We start from the raw sequence: 17422 nt of genomic DNA on the forward strand, positions 1-17422 counted from the left end.
AAGAAACCAGCAGATAAAATGATTACCAACAAAATATAAAGAACCAAAATTGTAGTCGTAGAAGTAAATCCGTGACAAACTTCAGGATATCCCATTGATTTCCCCTCCTTTTTGATTTCTATGACATGATATGCGCCGTCCGTTCTGAATGTATGGATTATAACCCAATTTTCATGGAGGAATATATATGTCTGATATTACTGCTGAATTTCGTTTTAACCTATTCAAAAAAGAAATGAACGCAGCTATAAAAGGAATTGTTTATGGAAACCAATACTTTTACGCTAATTATCCTGTATTGTTTGATGCCCCTATCTATATATATTATGAATCCAATAATCCGCAATATAGACAAAAGATTTACTTTGGAACTCCACGCCAATATTTAAACCAAATATACCGAGACCGTGGGTATGGTAACTTGACTCATTCCAGAAACATTACTTTACTGGATATGAAGCAAGCAGATGTAACTGGAGACGGCACAATAGATAACTTATATTTATACGGAAATAAACCAGAAGGAACTGGAGACTTTGCTGATCAGATTACACTTGTTATCCAAGATGGACATTCTAACAAAACTACAACGGTAAATCTTCAATACAATGCGGGATATAATGCTAGACTATTTCTGGGGGATTTTTCTAAGGATAGCGTAGCGGATATTTTAATAAGTATTGATTCTGGAGGAAGCGGCGGATATGGCATATTCTATGTGTATTCCTTTAAGGATAACAATCTACAAGAAATGTTTAATGTTGAAAAATACAACACTGAATATAAATTCAAGGTAAACTATGAGGATTTTTACAAGGTAAGCATCGGGAATCCCCAATTTAACGTGCTATTCACTATTGACATTAGCTACAAGGGCGAAGAATATTTATCACAATACTACAACGAAGATGGCAAACTAAAACAACCCGTAAAAGGAGAGGTTCTTGCTTTAGGTGCGTTATATCCCATTGTTACAAACGAAAAAAGTAATAGTTATGATTTACTTGCTATTCAACGAATTATCGGCACTACTAATTCGGATACATTAGGGTACGTAGAAAACCTTTTGACATGGGATGGTACTGAATTTATTTCATCTAGATTGTCAGTAGCCATACTAAGTACTAATTTAATTTCCCTTTACTGATCAATTTTTTGATGAGGTAGTTCTTCAGTAACGACCTCATCTTTTTGGTATGGTGATCTGCTTATTCGTGTACTCATCGTAAAAAAAAAATCAAAATCATGGAGAATAAAGTATTCAATTTGATCAAGGTTGGACTCATTTGTAAGGAAGGTTAATGAGTATTTTATATTCTTCCAATACCTGTTATCTAGTTGTTTGAACATACTCATCGCTTGTAACCGATCACCTACAGCTTCGAAGTTGTAGGTTAAGCTGTCTTGGTCGTTGAATGCAGGTTCTCCATAGATACGAATCACTTCTTTTCGGCTCGCCGGCATTCGAAGCCCTTTATTGGTTTGCACTTCAGGTGAAGGATCAACAAGAATCGCAGCTACGATATCTCCGCGATAATATACGGATACCGTTCCGTCGTATCCATGTCAACCATATAGGAAAGTTGTCCATCAGGCTTACCGTTTGTTGCTTCTACTGTTTCACGATGCATACCCAGCGAAATCGGCTTTTCTTTTCCATTACTAATGCCAATGATTTCTTCCTCTGTAAAGGTTGGTTTGGTTGGATCAGGCTGCCTGAACGACAGATATCCCTCGGACATTACCTGACTCACTGATGTAGAATCTTAACGTGTAAACGTCCGTTTTACCCTTTCCTTCTTGAATAGCCGTACCATAAATCCGTCTGAGTTTTCCGTTTATCAATTGAAAGACATAATCATATGTATTCTCTTTGACTTGAGAAGGCGGTCCGAGCTTCGTCAAGACGTTCTTCCAAGGGGTTCCAAACTTAAATTGGCCATTTAAAGATATTTCGTAACCCGAAGTATAAATAGAGGCTACTTTACCGTTAAGATAGCCAACAGTGACATGTATCGTTGAGGTGCTGTTACCGTAGGCGTAGCCTCTGAAGCCCGGGTATTCGATTTCAATAGGCTTACCTAGTAATTGATCTACCTTCTGCTTGGTCATGCCTGGTCGAATGTATATCGGCTTTTTCTCCTTAAGGACCTGGATGGTTAAGTAAGGATGCTGAATGATACTTCCGTTAACCGCATTCACGTTTGATGCAGCTGCGTTTACGTGAAATGAATCAGAAACTGTCACCGACCACCATAGCTTTTCTTTCTTTCTACCTTTGAGTTTATCCCCATTAACTTCTTCCCTTTCAGTTACATTTCTTAAATTTGCTATCTATAACTATTCAATGCAGCCGTTGAATTAACCTGCCGTTCGTGTAGTGAAGACTTTCGTTTCCCGTCGTTCAAGCGTGGGACATTCTGTGTTCCTCTTGTTCGTTTGAAAATCCCCCATCATATTTGGCGATATAGGAATAGTCCATCCTGTGTATTATGTAGAAATTTCTAGTAATCTTTTATAGTTGATTATGAAACCTTCTATGTAATAGAATGTATTAGTTAAAGTAGAATGACTAATTTCAAAGCAAAGGATGCGCATAAGCAATGCGGTTGAAGGTACCTCGCACTCTCAGCAAAAGATCCATACTGTTTTTCTCTTTGATAATGCTTGCGAAAAGTTATTTTGCCTGGTATTACTTGTTCGAAGACGGGCCAACCTGGAGTACATGGTTCAAGGAGATTCCTTTTATACTCATCATCTTCTGCTTGATTGAATGGTTCGCCACGAAACGGAAGATTCATATCTACATGTTCGTCAATTTATTGATTACTATTTTGTTCTTCTCCTTGATTGTCTACCATAATCACTTTGGTTTTATAGCTACTTCACAGGTGATCGGCCAGGCCAAGCAAGTGGGAGCCGTCAAGAAGAGTATTTTTGCAGTCATTCATCCTCAATATATGCTTATTTTTCTGGATATTATTATTATCAGCCTGGTTATGCTCAGCCGGAAGAAAGCACTGGCCTGGAAAAAATCCATGTCACGCCCTAGCAACCGGAGAGTAGTCGCTGCCTTGTTCTGTATATCCTTGGCTATATGTATGATGAATATCTTCCCGAATCAGGCCAGTATGAATGAAAATGTCCAAGCCGAGCAAATGGGCATTCTGAATTACGAAGCTTACGCCCTTCTTGCAGATGAAGAGGAAGAGCAGATCGAGTTCTCCCAAATTACTCAATCTGTCATTGATCAGACCAAAGGCATTCAAACTCAGTCCAAACCGCTCTTATATGGAGCCGCCAAAGGTAAGAATTTGATCATCATTCAAATGGAGTCTTTTCAAAACTTCTTAATCCATTTGTCGATTGATGGACATGAAATCACTCCGAATATGAATAAGCTTGCGGACAGCAGTATCTATTTCCCACGATTCTTCCAGCAAGTCGGGCAAGGCAACACCTCCGATGCTGAATTTATCGTGAACACTTCCTTTTATGTTCCGCCGAATGGTCCCGCTACGGAGTTATACGCTCCCAAGGAACTTCCAAGCTTACCTAAACTTCTTGAGGAGCAAGGTTACGACACCGCAACCTTTCATACGAATGAAGTTGATTTCTGGAATCGTGGTGAGCTATACAGGGCGCTGGGATTTAATCAGTACTATGACAAGGCCTTTTTCGGCGAAGACGATACTGTATTTTATGGAGCGTCCGACGAAGTACTATATTCGAAGACAGCTGCTGAACTGGCCCGAATGAATGACAGTAACGAACCTTTCTATTCGCAGGTCATTTCGATGTCATCGCATAATCCGTTCTCCATTCCGGAAAGCAAATACCAAATGCTGTTGCCCGAACGATACGAGGGAACCTTCATTGGTGATTACATTCGAGCCCAGAATTATGCAGATTATGCGCTTGGCCAGTTTATCGCAGAACTTAAGCAAAACGGTGTATGGGATGATAGCCTAGTCGTATTGTACGGCGATCATCGCGGACTCCCCATTTTCTCGATGAAAGATGAAGATAAAGTCTTGATGGAGGAAATACTGGGACATGTGTATACAGAGCGCGATCTGATTAATATTCCACTTATCATGGCTTCTGGTGGGGTTGCGACTCCAAGCGTAAATAATCAACTGGGCGGACAGGTTGATATTCTACCGACGGTATCGAATTTATTAGGCGTTTCTCTGGAGAACCATATTCATTTTGGACAGGATTTGATGAATCAGACCGCCTATAATTTGCTGCCACAGCGCTATTATTTACCGACCGGATCCTTCGTCAATAACGAAGAGCTTTTCTTATCCGGCAGCGGGTTCGAGGACGGCCAGCATTATACCTTATCTGGCGACGGCAACCAATCGCTTAAATCTACAGAAGATGAATTCAACCGTGCTTTGGAACTCCTGCATCTGTCCGACAGTTATGTAACACAATTACCGGACAGAGAATTTTAAAGAATAAGGCCGGAGAGATTATCCTCACGGCAATGACAGCAGTATATGGACACAGCCATCTCCACCTCGCAACGATGAGGCAGAGGTGGCTGTTCAGCATTTTGCCCATATCAGATGAAGCCATGTTAAGCAAGTAGGATCCCACCTTATTGATTCTTCTAATGAAACGGTTACTTCTCGCTAGTAAGAATCGTACCCAGTATTACCATTGAAGGACAAAAAGACACTAACGGATAGGTTAGTATCTTTTGAGTTTGCTAACACATACAAGTGTAATAACTTATTTTTTAGTGTTTACAACATTTCAACTATTTTTATTGTGGTACTGATGGATAAATCAATGAACCCTGATTCAGTCGAGACTATTGGTTTGGTTATTTCTTGAGGTGGTACATAGACAATTTGTCCTATTTTACCATTACTTAACAAAACATTTGCACTCACAAGATATTTTGGTATTTGATTTAGAAAAGTATTCAAAACTGATATATCAAATTCAGAAAACCCCACCCTTAGAAACATTTCAAAAGCATCGAACGGTGTTTTTCTTTTTTTGTAGACTCTATTTGAAGTCATAGCATCAAACACATCAGCTACAGCTATAATACGGGGATATAACCCTATATCTTCAGGGGAGGACTTAAAAGGATACCCTGTACGGTTCATTCTTTCGTGGTGGTAGAGGACCGCATGCTTAATATCTGAATCAATACCCTCTATTTTATTGAGCATTTCGAATCCATACATTGGATGTTTTTTGATGATTTCGTACTCTTCTATTGTTAATCTTTCTGGTTTATTCAAAATATTATATGGTACGTTAACCTTCCCTATATCATGTAGCAAACCAGCTTGAACGATTTTTTGTATCTCATTCCTTGGTTGACCTAACCACATTCCAATCAACATCGAATAGAATGCAACATTTATGGAATGGTAAAACGTATATTCGTCAGCACTTCGTAATTCTTGCATAAATTTCACAATCATATCGCTTTCTTTGAAATGATCCATTAAAATATTAGAAATGGCTTCAACTTCTTCAAGTTCCAAATTCTTACCAGAATTTAAATCAGCAATTAAATTTTTAATTAGCACTACACTTTCTCCATATTTTTCTAAGAACTTTTGCTTAGTCTCACCATTTTTCTTCTGCTCAGGTATTTGTCTCAATACTTGAATACTATCAATACTAAGTTCATATAACTTTGAAATTATAAATTCACTTAGGGTTGTTCCTGCCCCAACTAATAGGTATCCTGTATCAGAAAACACATCTTTTGCAAGAATATCTCCCTTAATACATTGCTCAATATTTAATTTTTCTGATATCATAGCACTCTCCCTACTGGAATTGTAAAGTGTACGTGAGAGATTTTTGTCAATATAGTATATTCCTCGACAGCACCTATCTCAGAAGCAACTATGCTTTGTTTCCTCTTTAATTTCTTAGACTATTATTTCTCTCTCAACAATTTGTTTAATTGTCTTAAGTACAGGTTCTTCATTATAAGGTTTCACTATAAAGGATTGAGCACCCGCGATAATTGAATCTCTTACTAATCTTTCTTGACCCATAGCAGAAATCATAATTACGTTTGCTTTTGGATCTATTTTCAGGATCTCTTTTAGTGCTTCAATTCCTGTGCAACCAGGCATGGTGATGTCCATTGTAACAATATCAGGCTTATACTCGATATATCTTCGAATAGCCATTGTTCCGTTTTCTGCTTCCCCAACCACCTGGTAACCATTTGTTTCTAATAGTGTTCGCAGACTCAAACGCATAAAAGCTGCGTCATCGACAATCAGCACTTTTTCCATCTCAAATCCTCCTGGTAATACTACAAAATTATGTCTATTTTTGTTAACCAATATTTAATGAAGAATCCCAAGAACTTGAGTGAAGTAGTTTAAAAGACCTGGTTCTATAATACTATACATGTAATGTTTTTCAAATGTGTATAATTAATAATTTCATGTTAAGGCTAGGCATTTCGAAAAATTCAATACATGGAATATTTTGATATGGCACTAGCAGAACATCTTGTTATTTAGCTGCTCAGGGTCATGATGTAGTAGGTATAGATATTCGCCCAGATATGATCGCAAAAGCAAAAAAGCGGGCTGAACTAAAAAAAGAACAAAAGCCTAGGAGTGTAGGCTCTTGTTCTTACTTTATACGATCTTGCTATTAAACAAAGAAACCAGCAGATAAAATAATTACCAACAAAATATAAAGAACCAAAATTGCAGCCGTAGAAGTAAATCCGTGTCCAACTTCAGCACATCCCATTGATTTCCCCTCCTTTTTGATTTCCTAATACATGATATGCGCCGTCCGTTCTGAATGTATGGACTATAACCCAAATTAACATAGAGGAATATTTGATTGTAATTCTTCTCGAAATCCAATCTTTAAACCATACCATCCACCTTCCAAGGGTTCACCTTGGACAAATTCAACTACTACTGTATCAATATTCTTTGCTTTCTCAAACCAAGTGTCAAAAAAAACGAGGGGTTGCATGGTTATACCCCTGCAAGCTCCTCGACTCTTGGTTGCTCAGCCACGCATTTACGATATCTCTGCATTTTTTAATGCATGGTCCCAACTCGGAAAATAAAACAATGCATTGCGCATTAACTCAGGATCATTCTGCTTCACTTGTTTTTTACTAATTGTTTCTCCATTTAATTGTAATTGCTTAATTCGACTAATTACCTCATCTGCTCCTAGTGTGATTTCCAAATACTCACTCCTATTCTGTTTATATCTCTCCCATATTTTTCTCAATTGAGGTTAGTTCTATACTTGAGGCCTGTTTAGAGTTTTTTCTTTTTCAAGAACTGTCTGTGCGTATCTTGCAATTTTATCATCCATACGTTCTAACACTTTCTTCATCTCTTCCATTCTTGTTACGAGCTGTATACGCTGCTCGATCAGGAGTTCTTTTCTAGCATCCATCGTTTCATCACCCTGTTGAAACAAGCCTACATACTCAATTAATATCTCAACTGGAAGACCTACGCCCCGCATACATTTAATAAATTCAACCCACCTGCAGTCTTCTTCCGTATAATCCCTTACTCCGCTTTTATTGCGTGTAACCCGTGGGATAAGTCCGATGCGTTCATAATAGCGGAGAGTATCCTGTGATAAATCATATTTTCGACTTACTTCTGCTATCAACATGCACATTTCACTTCCCTCTTTCAGATTGTATCAGAATAGGACCAACTATCGGATGAGGAACATACGGCTCTTCCAGCTCCGCAATTTCTACAGGTGTTAACGTAATTGAAAGAGCAGCTACAGCATCTTCGATATGAGATATTTTCGTTGCACCGATAATGGGAGCTGTTACTGGTTCTTTCTGCAACAACCAGGCAAGTGCAATTTGAGCGCGGGGAACGCCACGTTTTTCTGCGATTGCTGCAACCCGCTCTACAATCAATAGGTCAGTATTTGCAGTCGCATCGTATTTAGATTTCTGCACTTGGTCGGTCTCGGAACGATATGTTGTTTCTGACCAATCACGCGTCAATCTTCCAGAAGCGAGCGGGCTATATGGAATAACTCCGATTTTTTCTTCCTTACAAAGCGGCAGCATCTCCCTCTCCTCTTCACGGTACACGAGGTTTAAATGATTCTGCATGGATACAAATCGGGTCCACCCATTTCTCTCAGCTACATGTAATGCCTTTAGAAACTGCCACGCATACATGGCAGAAGCCCCAATGTATCTTGCCTTCCCAGCCTTAACCACATCATGCAACGCTTCCATCGTCTCTTCGATAGGAGTATTGTAATCCCAGCGGTGAATTTGATACAGATCCACATAATCTGTTCCTAGTCTCTTAAGACTCTTATCAATTTCACTCATGATTGCCTTTCGGGAAAGTCCTGAACCATTTGGACCTTGATGCATGCGGAAATGAACTTTCGTCGCTAGGACAATTTCATCTCGATTAGCATAATCCTTTAAAGTTCGTCCAACAATTTCCTCACTTGTTCCATCTGAATATACATTCGCCGTATCAAAAAAATTGATGCCCATCTCAAGAGCTTGTTTAATAATTGGACGACTGCGCTCTTCATCAAGTACCCATTGATGAACCCATCGTCCCTCTTCACCAAAGCTCATACAGCCAAGACAAAGCCTAGAGACATCTAAGCCGGAATTCCCAAGTTTTACATACTCCATTTGATAGTTCCCCACTCTCCAAAAGATATTGTTCCTTCCAATATAGTTTACTCCTTGGAGTTAACTCCAAGGCAAGCGATTTTGCTATATAGAGCAAAATACCATGGGAGCATTGAAAACATTAAAAAACCGACCTCGATTTACGAAGGTCGGATTTCAATTTTCTTATGATGTTTAAGATATATCGTTAATGATTTGAATCAGAGCCTCGTTGATTGGCGTAACTGGACGACCGAGCAGTTTTTCCAAATCGTTACTTTCAATCTCCAATGTACCTTCCCGAATGCCTTTCTGAATACCTACGAGAATTGGGATAACGAATTCGGGTACACCAGCGCTTGTCATGATTTCAGCAAACTTGGCATCATCGACCTGGTGCACAAGTATTTCTTTACCTAATACCGATCCAATTGCAGTGACTAGTTCTTCTTGTGTCATCAGTTTACCCGCAAGCTCGTAGATCTTATTTTCGTGTCCAATCCCCGCCAATACTGTTGCAGCTGCCTCCGCGTATTCTTCTCGCAGTGCCCAACCTACCTTACCAGTGCCAGCAGAGGTTACCCATGGATTACCTGCAATAGCGCCTTGAATATTCCCAATCTCATTCTCCAAGTACCAATTGTTACGTAAGAAGGTATATGGAATTCCCGTTTTGAGAATGGCTTCTTCGGTGACACGGTGTACAAGAGCAAGGAATAGTGCGCTCTCACTTGCATTCGTTGCACTGGTATATGCAATAAATCCAACTTGCGCTCGTTGAGCTGCAGCTACCGCATTCGTGTGCTGCCGAATTCTTGTTTCGTTGTCCCCATCTGCCGAGATGAGTAATAACCGATCGATTCCTGCAAATGCAGTATCCAATGTTTCGGGGCGGTCAAAATCTCCATACCGAACCTCTACTCCTCGAGCTTGCAGTCCTTCGGCTTTTTCTGGATTTCGTACACTAACAGCCAGTTGACTCGCTGGTACAGTTTTCAATAAAGATTCTACAACTTTTGTTCCCAATTTCCCTGTTGCACCTGTTATTAACATTTTCATTTTTCTTACCTCCAAGAAATTAGTTTGTTGAATTCATTTTTAGATATAACCACTTAAGTTACAACGAATTTATAAAATAAAAGCTCTTAACGAGCTCTCATTTATTTGAACCTAGCTGTGATCTGGCTCAAAGTCGTCTGAGCCAACCTGAGTTCCATAGCGGATTGAGCTTCTTTCAATTCGGATTGAAGAACCTTCTCAATGTTACGTCCGACTTGGCATCGCACATTAGATTCTTCGTGAACACCAAATAATTGGTTATCTTCAATCAAATTTACGGATCGATAAATATCGAGCAACGTAATCACCTCAGGTGCTCTGAGTAAAAAAGCTCCTCCTATCCCAGGACGTACATCCACTAACCCCGCCCTTTTTAACATACTGATAATTCTACGAATTACTACTGGATTTGTATTTACGCTACCCGCAATATAGTCCCCAGTCACTTCGTTCGAACTAATCGCAATCAGGGAAAGGATATGAACTGCCATCGAAAAGCGAGTACTTATTTGCTTCAAGATTATCACCACCGTTGTAACCATTATAGTTACTACATAATCGTAAGTCAATTATCGTTTCTATTCCAATAAATATAATACGTCCCTAAGAAGGAACTCAATTGTTCAAGAATAGGATATGATGTGAGGGAATGAACGGATCCCAGTCCTTTAGAAATCAAAGGTTCCGATAAATAAAGTTTATTAAGAACAAAGACATATTCAGTTGAAGCACTAACTCTTTCGCTGCGAGTTACCCTTATTTCATGTGGACGGTAAAATAAACGATCCGTTTCCACTGATGTCTGCTTACAGTCTATTAATAATGATTCTAGTCTTGAATCCGTCATCTTACTTATAGACTCGACAGTTACTGCTTTTTGATCGATTAAAGTAGTTACTAAATGCTTTAGAATTACATTCGGTCCAATATTAGCTTCTGAACAATGAAACTTTGCTTCGGAAATAATGAATTGCAATATTAACTCGGCAGTTTCAAAATCCATTGAAATATAATCGCCTTCTACTTTTATTTTAGATAACAACAGAGTAGGAGACGTTAGAAGTCCTGTTATTTGAGCACTCCTTACCCATGAATCTAGATGGTCCAAATGGACTTTATTATCCTTATTTCGTAAGGGACTTGTTATGTTTCCCTCTATTAAATCTAATATCAGACCAGGGTCAAAGTTGTATTTAGATAGAATTGAGCTAATCTCAGAGGAATGTAGTATTTCATGGGTTCTTCTATGATGATCAATCCCTTCAATCTGTTCTAGAACATGGCTAAAGGGACTATGACCAATGTCATGTAACAAAGCTGCAATCCGAAGTTCATACCAATAAGGACAATAATAGGCTACTAAGGAAAACACTCCCAGGGTATGCTGCAGCCGTGTTGCGACATGTTGTGTGTTAATGTAGCTACAACCGTTATGATGTATGAAATGCAACCTGCGGACAGGAGAGGATTGGAGTAACTCGGATTCAGTTTCAGTTAATCTTGTTTTTAGTCCCCACAAGGGTTCCCATATTTCATTACCGCCTATTAACTGTGCAATATATCCAGTATTATTGATCTCTCTCAATCGTTTCCCCCCAAGTTAAAGTAAGCTATTCGAATTATTCACACTAAACTTTGTCTGCGATTATCTTCTTTTCCAAGAAAACTTCTTAAGTCTTTTCCAACTAATGGTTCATCCTTATATCTTGGAATGATGTGCAAATGTGAGTGAATTGAACACTCCCGCCACCTGTAGAGGTGGAGGATTCTTGGGTAGTTGCTTCTAATGAAGCAGAGTTGTGATAATTCTATTTCCCAACATGGAAAATCGAATCCCAAGCGATCCCTGTGGTTCCCACAGTTGAATGTATCCTGCTATTTTGACATTTGTATGATGTTGTGTGCAGCATTCTCATCCCGATCATGAAGTGCATCACAACATGGACAGGTCCACTGCCTCACCGAAAGGTTTTTCACTTCTTGGTTGATGAAGCCGCACACATGACACGTTTGGCTGGTGGGTGCGAAGGTGTCAGCGATCTTAACCGTCCGTCCGTACCAACTCGCCTTGTATGTAATTTGGCGTTCGAACTCGCTCCAGGACGCATCGGCAATCGATTTCGCCAGCTTATGATTTTTGAGCATATTGGCTACACGAAGATTTTCTATGCTGATCGTTTGGTTTTCACGGATCAGCCTGGTGGTGAGTTGGTGCAAAAAATCATGGCGACCGTTCGCAATCTTCTCGTGGATTTGGGCAACCTTCTGCTTGGCTTTCAACCAATTGGAGCCGCCTTTCGTGCGACGAGCCATGCGGCGTTGCCAGAAGGCTAACTTCTTCTCGTAGTGGCGAAACCACTTTGGGTTGGCCACACGTAATCCATCGGAGCAGACCGCAAACTCCTTGAGTCCAAGGTCTATGCCAATCGCCTTCTTGTTCTGCGGCAGGGGATGTATGTCAACTTCACAGACAATGGATGCAAAATACTTACCAGCCGCATTTCGTCGCACGGTGGCAGAAAGGATACGTCCCTCTAAGGCTCTGGAGTTGGCAAACCGAACCCAACCGAGCTTCGGGAGCTTAAGTTTGTTTTCTTTAATGGCAATGTTGCCGTTGGTCTGTTTCGTAGTATAGCTTTGCACGGGATGCTTACGGCTTTTAAACCGTGGAGCCTGATTCTGTTTTTTAAAGAACCGGCCGAAGCTATCTGCCATGTGTCGAACGGCGGATTGCAAGGCGATACTATCCACCGTTTTGAGCCAATCAAACTGCCCTTTGAGAGCTGGAAGTTGTGTGGCACAGGTGTTGTAGGATAAGCCCTTTCCTGTTGTCGCATAGGTATTGTTCCATAGTCCCAAGAAATGATTGAACACAAAACGGCAACAGCCAAACATCTGATGGATGAGTTGTTGTTGTTCCTTTGTCGGATAGATTCGGTACTTATAGGCTTTATGGACACGTTTTTGTGTACCAAAATCTGGATCCGATGCCAGCATGCCACACATCTCCTTTCAAAAGGGTTCTAGGGATATATTAGCACATATGTTCGGTTTCTAAAACCGCCGATTCATCCCCAACCTATAGAGGTAGGGGTGTTCTAGGCTTTTATTGATAAAGTACAGAATCCCGGTATTTACTTGAACAAATGAAAACCACCACAGACACGCAATACTATATAGAAGAACAGCCAATCCAATTGACTGAAACAAAGACTTGGTAAAGGTTCTCTTTCTTCTTCCTAATACTATAGTTAAAATAACTACCAAACCAAATACTAAGCCCATCACACCACAGTACAGTAAACCTTCGATATCCACTTTTCTCAATGAAAATACACCCTCTTTTTGATTAGACTTGTTAATTACTTAATTCCAAAATTCATTCCAATTAATCCAGCAACGAAGTGAGATATTCCCCCCCTACATTTCCGTCCACTTTCCTTTATTGTTACCGATAAGAGTCATGTGTTGGATGAAAATATTCTGGATAAGCCTTCTTGAGAATATCCATCCCCCCCCGCCAACCTACTACAGAGTTCTTTGGTAATAACTAAGTGTATTTCTTGAAGACGTTTAAGCATTTTATCATGAATAATAGTAGTAGGATCGAACATCAGTCCTTTACTTTTGGCATCGTTGAAATCTTCACCAGCGAACGGATTCGATCGTCTTATAACCTACAAAAAATTTAATATTATCCTTCAACAGTACAATAATAAAGACCAATCGTATAACTTCTACGTTTGGTCTCTATGGTCTAGTTCACACACAAGGTAATGGCAATAAGCTCTCCTTGTTCTTTAGTAGTATTATTGTCTGATAATAAGGACATCTTGAGGAGGTCTACTGGTATTTTGGATTTGAGAAATTTCAGCATTTGTAAGGTTGCGACCTACCAAAACAAACGAAGATGTGACATTGTTAAAGTTGGAATTGCCCAAGTTTGCCACACTTTGGCTTCCACGATACACACGGAATGATCCCTGAAAGTTAATTCGCGAAAAAAGTACAAGTGTTACTTCAGAGCTCTGCACAACATTTCTAAGTCTGAAACTTGAGAGTACGTTGTTAAATCGAAAAGCTCCAAGATCACGAACTGCAACCCCTCCACGTCTGAATAAAATTCTACGAACGGAAAAATTGGTGCCAGACCAAAGCGCAAGACGTACATCACTGTTTGCCATTTATACCACTCCTTTTCTTAGGGTTGATATATTCTATGCCAACTTAAAAGAATGGTATAAGACAAGTAGAGCAGTGCATTAGTTTGTTTATTTTATAAGTTTTGAAGAGTACTCTGCAATACATGAACCATACACAAAGAAAAAAACGCCTTTGAAGGCGCTTAGGTATACATTACCTATACGAGTCATGTGTTGGAAGAAACAAGTTTTCCTCAGAAATTCTAACCATTGAAAAGTGTTCAACATTGTAGTGTCCATGTAATGTTTTATTATGATGCTTGATGATTTGTTCTGCACTTAAAACATCATTATCAGTAGTTGAATGTCCATCACCGACTAGTGTTACATCCAAGTTACTAACAGTAGCTGTTCTTACTGCAGTATCGATACAGTACTGTGTTTTACAGCCCATAATGACCACATGTTCAACTTGTTGATCGTTCAGATATTGTAGAAGCCCCGTCCCATGAAAAGAATTTGTTGCTGACTTATCAAATATTTTGGCATCCGAAGGCATATTGATTTCATTATGCACTTGAAAACCTGCACCTTTTCCATCAGCTACATCGAGATCCCTTACAAACACAATTCTTACATCGGCATCTTTTGCTTTTTTAATTACTATATTAATATTCTGAATTAGTTGCTCTTTATTAAATACTGCACTTTCTTCTTGATTCCCATCTATTAATTCTTGTTGAGCATCAATGATTAATAAGGCTTGATTCAATTTATTATTTCCCCCTTCAAAATTAAAATTATGATTTATTGAGGCTCTTTCTAAAAATCAGTGCTAGACTTTCCGTTTGCTTCACTGTACCGGGGACGATTTCGATCTAACTTCGCCTGATGCTCACCGGGTTTGGGGAATTACACCTTACAGTAGCCGATTTGGGGTTGCGGACCAGTCCTTCGGCGAATTAGAGGGGAAAATGCCCGCTAATACCGACCGAAACGACTTTATTTTGAGATGAAAGGGAAAATATCCCACTAATCTTAGCCATGCCGCCCCAACGAGGTAAATCCTCAAAATTAGCGGGCGAAATCCCTTCTAATTACCCAAACGGGGTGCCGGGCACAGAAATAGAGGGGGAAAATCCCTCTATTAGGATATAACGGCTTTCTGTCCTTCCCGTCACCTGTCAAGCACTGATTTTGGTGTTGAGCCTTTATTGAAAGACAAAATAAAGTTTGTCTCCTGTTCATTTGACTGAAACTCTATTTTACCGTTATTTTTAGTCATAATCTCTCTACATATTGCCAAACCCAATCCAGTGCCACTTTCTTTGTTAGTTATAAAAGGAAGAAATAGCGAATCTTCTATTTCTTTTGGAATTTGTGGCCCATTGTTCTTTATATGTATTTGAACACACTCTTCATCTTCCATGCAAACTATATTTATGACTCTATCCATCTTCACTGAAATTAACGCATCAATGGCATTGCTGATAATATTCGATAAAACTTGTTGTATTGAAATTTTCTGAATAAAAAAATATAAATCTTCTCCGCCTTTTAAAAGCAGATTTATATTTTCATTACTTAATCGTGGATTTAGTAAATAAACTGTTGAATGAATTAGCTGTGTAACTGAGATCTTTACTTTTTCTTCTTCAAAAGCGTTATTTCTTGAAAAACTCAAAAACCCAGTTATATGCATATTTATTGCTTTAAATTCATCATCTATAACATCCAGATATCTCTGTATTTGTGTTTGTCTGCCGCTATTTATATCATGCCTTATCAATTTTAAAAATCCTGCGATAGAGGTTAATGGGTTTCGTATTTCGTGTGCCATACTTGAAGCCATTTTACCAATTAAATTTAACCGATCATCATGTAATTTATCTAAATTTTCTCTCATTCTTTCAAAGGACTGAGAAAGTTTTCCGATTTCATTGTTAGATTGTGAAAGAATAGGTTTGCTCAAATCTCCTTTGGAAATAGTCTCAGCAATCCTAATTAGTTTTAGGGTCGGATTCGTTATTGAACGATAGAGAAGGTATGCAATAACTATTCCGAGCAATATTACTGAAATTCCAAAAACAAAAGTATTATGGATCATTGTTCTGTTGGACTGTATTATTCCAGCCATATTATTATTAATCAATGCCAATTGTCTCTTTTGAATTTGATCAATTTTACTATTGATAGCATCAGAATAAACGTCAAAAGCAGGCATGGATAAGTTTCCCTTTGCAGGTCCACCATCAATAAAATCCAGTGCCATCTTTTCTCCTGTGAGGTAATAAATCTTAAATAAAGCTTTAATTTCATTTATTTCTATCTTCATCTCTGGGTTTAATATAAGAAATTCCGCAATATCCTTATAAAATAGATCAGCAAATTCATGTGCTAGCTTAAATCCTCCATCTAAACTATTTAGACTTCTTGTTGCACTAATATCCGTTAAATGTTGCTGCACTTGAACGACAGAAAGTTTGATATCATCCGCTAATAATGCAGAGGTCAACGCTTTATTTTGAAAGGTTAGAATACTACTGTTCTGTTTAGTTGCTATAGTATTATGATAAATAAAAACAATTGAAACAAGTACGAAAATTAAGGTGAATGCGATCAAACTTTTAATTCGAATAGTCACATAAATCCCCCTAATAAAAATGTAAGAAACGGATTAATATCTATGAATTGTGGGGTAGCGTTATATTCTTTTCCAAGACACGCGCAATTTCATATGTATCTAACAGACTAGTAAACGTATGTAGACTACTTCTAATTTCCTCATTCCCCCACTCTTCTTCACTAGGAAGAAATAAAATAGGGCATTGTACTTTCTTGTAATATTGCTCAAACTTTACATCCCAGTATTTTTGAATATATTCTGTTCTAACGCGGTTTAAATAACAATAAGTAAAGCTACCGCCTTCCAACTGTTGTAGATTATTCTCAAAGAAGGTTAAGAAATAGTCATTCCATAAGCCTTGTTGCATTAATTTTGCTTTCTCTTCCTCAATATATTCTTTTTTAGATTTAAATACACGTTCAATTCTTTCAGCTAATTGAGCCTGTAAGCCTTCTTTTCTATGTTCAATTTCTTCCTCTGTACCATTAAATAACCCATTTTCTCCAAACTCATTATAAAAGGCGCCCTCACAAATTAGGGATAGGACAAGCTCTGGATGTGATGCCGCTAAACTAAGACCAACCTCAGCCCCCATCGAACTACCTATGATATGACAGTGATCTATATTTAAACGCTGCAACAATAAATTGATATCATTAGCCATATCATCAATGTGATATCCTGTTTCGGGCTTATCTGATTTGCCATGTCCTCGAAAATCAGGAGCAACGATACTATAATTCTTTTCAAATTGCGGTATGATTCCCTCCCACATGTTCGAATTCCCGCCACTAATGAATATTTTACATTAACCCTTACATCATCTAGCTTAATCATTTCCTCTACCAATTTCATACCCCCGATGGCTCTGTACATTCCCTGTTCGTTTAATTTGGAATTAATATACTAACTATAACATTTTTGCATATGTAAGCATTCCCTTTT

General features: G+C 38.7%; 20 protein-coding genes and 1 pseudogene. 3 read left to right on the forward strand and 18 right to left on the reverse strand.

Going from position 1 to position 17422, the window contains the following annotated elements; all coding sequences use genetic code 11:
* The first annotated feature begins 187 nt into the window (after positions 1-187).
* A complete protein-coding gene (locus J2T20_RS05575; RefSeq protein WP_307586394.1) occupies positions 188-1147 on the forward strand; it encodes a staygreen family protein in 960 nt (319 codons plus the stop codon).
* On the opposite strand, the gene J2T20_RS05580 is transcribed toward J2T20_RS05575, so the two are convergent.
* The 3 genes from J2T20_RS05580 to J2T20_RS05590 are packed head-to-tail and all read right to left on the reverse strand — an operon-like array spanning position 1141 to position 2247.
* On the reverse strand, positions 1141-1464 hold the full coding sequence (locus tag J2T20_RS05580) for a hypothetical protein (protein ID WP_307586395.1): 324 nt from the start codon (positions 1462-1464) through the stop codon (positions 1141-1143). The genes J2T20_RS05575 and J2T20_RS05580 overlap by 7 nt on opposite strands.
* 53 nt (positions 1465-1517) lie before the next feature.
* A complete protein-coding gene (locus J2T20_RS05585) occupies positions 1518-1742 on the reverse strand; it encodes a hypothetical protein (protein WP_307586397.1) in 225 nt (74 codons plus the stop codon).
* Positions 1708-2247: a CAP-associated domain-containing protein gene (locus tag J2T20_RS05590; RefSeq protein ID WP_307586399.1), complete on the reverse strand. Its 540-nt coding sequence runs from the start codon at positions 2245-2247 to the stop codon at positions 1708-1710. The genes J2T20_RS05585 and J2T20_RS05590 overlap by 35 nt, the downstream gene beginning before the upstream one ends.
* A gap of 356 nt (positions 2248-2603) precedes the next feature.
* Here J2T20_RS05590 and J2T20_RS05595 point away from each other — a divergent pair, with 356 nt between their 5' ends.
* A complete protein-coding gene (locus tag J2T20_RS05595) occupies positions 2604-4463 on the forward strand; it encodes an LTA synthase family protein (protein ID WP_307586401.1) in 1860 nt (619 codons plus the stop codon).
* Between the two features lie 294 nt (positions 4464-4757).
* On the opposite strand, the gene J2T20_RS05600 is transcribed toward J2T20_RS05595, so the two are convergent.
* On the reverse strand, positions 4758-5798 hold the full coding sequence (locus J2T20_RS05600; RefSeq protein WP_307586403.1) for an HD-GYP domain-containing protein: 1041 nt from the start codon (positions 5796-5798) through the stop codon (positions 4758-4760).
* Positions 5799-5912: 114 nt separating this feature from the next.
* The gene (locus tag J2T20_RS05605) at positions 5913-6287 is read right to left on the reverse strand and encodes a response regulator (RefSeq protein ID WP_307586405.1); all 375 of its coding nucleotides are present in this window, start codon (positions 6285-6287) and stop codon (positions 5913-5915) included.
* Positions 6288-6505: 218 nt separating this feature from the next.
* Here J2T20_RS05605 and J2T20_RS05610 point away from each other — a divergent pair.
* Positions 6506-6661, forward strand: a pseudogene (locus J2T20_RS05610) (methyltransferase domain-containing protein); the annotation flags it as partial.
* Here J2T20_RS05610 and J2T20_RS05615 read toward each other — a convergent pair.
* From J2T20_RS05615 to J2T20_RS05675, 13 genes are all read right to left on the reverse strand, one after another.
* Positions 6658-6759 (reverse strand): sporulation protein YjcZ, encoded by a 102-nt coding sequence (locus tag J2T20_RS05615; RefSeq protein ID WP_084146909.1) that lies wholly within the window; start codon positions 6757-6759, stop codon positions 6658-6660. The pseudogene J2T20_RS05610 and the gene J2T20_RS05615 sit on opposite strands and share 4 nt — an antisense overlap.
* Before the next feature lie 75 nt (positions 6760-6834).
* Positions 6835-6993, reverse strand: coding sequence for a hypothetical protein (locus tag J2T20_RS05620; protein WP_307586408.1), 159 nt, complete (start codon positions 6991-6993; stop codon positions 6835-6837).
* Positions 6994-7041: 48 nt separating this feature from the next.
* On the reverse strand, positions 7042-7215 hold the full coding sequence (locus J2T20_RS05625) for a hypothetical protein (protein WP_307586410.1): 174 nt from the start codon (positions 7213-7215) through the stop codon (positions 7042-7044).
* A gap of 57 nt (positions 7216-7272) precedes the next feature.
* Positions 7273-7659 carry a MerR family transcriptional regulator gene (locus tag J2T20_RS05630; protein WP_307586775.1) on the reverse strand — a complete coding sequence of 129 codons (387 nt, stop codon included), beginning with the start codon at positions 7657-7659 and terminating at the stop codon, positions 7273-7275.
* Between the two features lie 7 nt (positions 7660-7666).
* Entirely contained in the window at positions 7667-8671 is a 1005-nt protein-coding gene (locus J2T20_RS05635) for an aldo/keto reductase (RefSeq protein ID WP_307586412.1), read from the reverse strand.
* Positions 8672-8845: 174 nt separating this feature from the next.
* A complete protein-coding gene (locus J2T20_RS05640) occupies positions 8846-9709 on the reverse strand; it encodes an SDR family oxidoreductase (RefSeq protein WP_307586414.1) in 864 nt (287 codons plus the stop codon).
* Positions 9710-9810: 101 nt separating this feature from the next.
* Positions 9811-10227, reverse strand: coding sequence for an Rrf2 family transcriptional regulator (locus J2T20_RS05645; RefSeq protein WP_307586416.1), 417 nt, complete (start codon positions 10225-10227; stop codon positions 9811-9813).
* 47 nt (positions 10228-10274) lie between these two features.
* Complete coding sequence (locus tag J2T20_RS05650; protein ID WP_307586419.1) at positions 10275-11294, reverse strand: HD domain-containing protein; 1020 nt, start codon at positions 11292-11294, stop codon at positions 10275-10277.
* Positions 11295-11584: 290 nt separating this feature from the next.
* Entirely contained in the window at positions 11585-12706 is a 1122-nt protein-coding gene (tnpB, locus tag J2T20_RS05655; protein WP_307586421.1) for an IS200/IS605 family element RNA-guided endonuclease TnpB, read from the reverse strand.
* Between the two features lie 812 nt (positions 12707-13518).
* The gene (locus J2T20_RS05660) at positions 13519-13893 is read right to left on the reverse strand and encodes a hypothetical protein (protein ID WP_307586423.1); all 375 of its coding nucleotides are present in this window, start codon (positions 13891-13893) and stop codon (positions 13519-13521) included.
* 172 nt (positions 13894-14065) lie between these two features.
* Positions 14066-14623, reverse strand: coding sequence for a cysteine hydrolase family protein (locus J2T20_RS05665; RefSeq protein WP_307586425.1), 558 nt, complete (start codon positions 14621-14623; stop codon positions 14066-14068).
* A gap of 405 nt (positions 14624-15028) precedes the next feature.
* Positions 15029-16495, reverse strand: a complete 1467-nt coding sequence (locus J2T20_RS05670) for a sensor histidine kinase (protein ID WP_307586427.1) — start codon at positions 16493-16495, stop codon at positions 15029-15031.
* 40 nt (positions 16496-16535) lie between these two features.
* Complete coding sequence (locus J2T20_RS05675) at positions 16536-17279, reverse strand: alpha/beta fold hydrolase (RefSeq protein WP_307586776.1); 744 nt, start codon at positions 17277-17279, stop codon at positions 16536-16538.
* Positions 17280-17422 lie beyond the last annotated feature (143 nt).

It is taken from the genome of Paenibacillus wynnii (assembly GCF_030812855.1).
Taxonomy (GTDB): Bacteria; Bacillota; Bacilli; order Paenibacillales; family Paenibacillaceae; genus Paenibacillus_AQ; species Paenibacillus_AQ wynnii_A.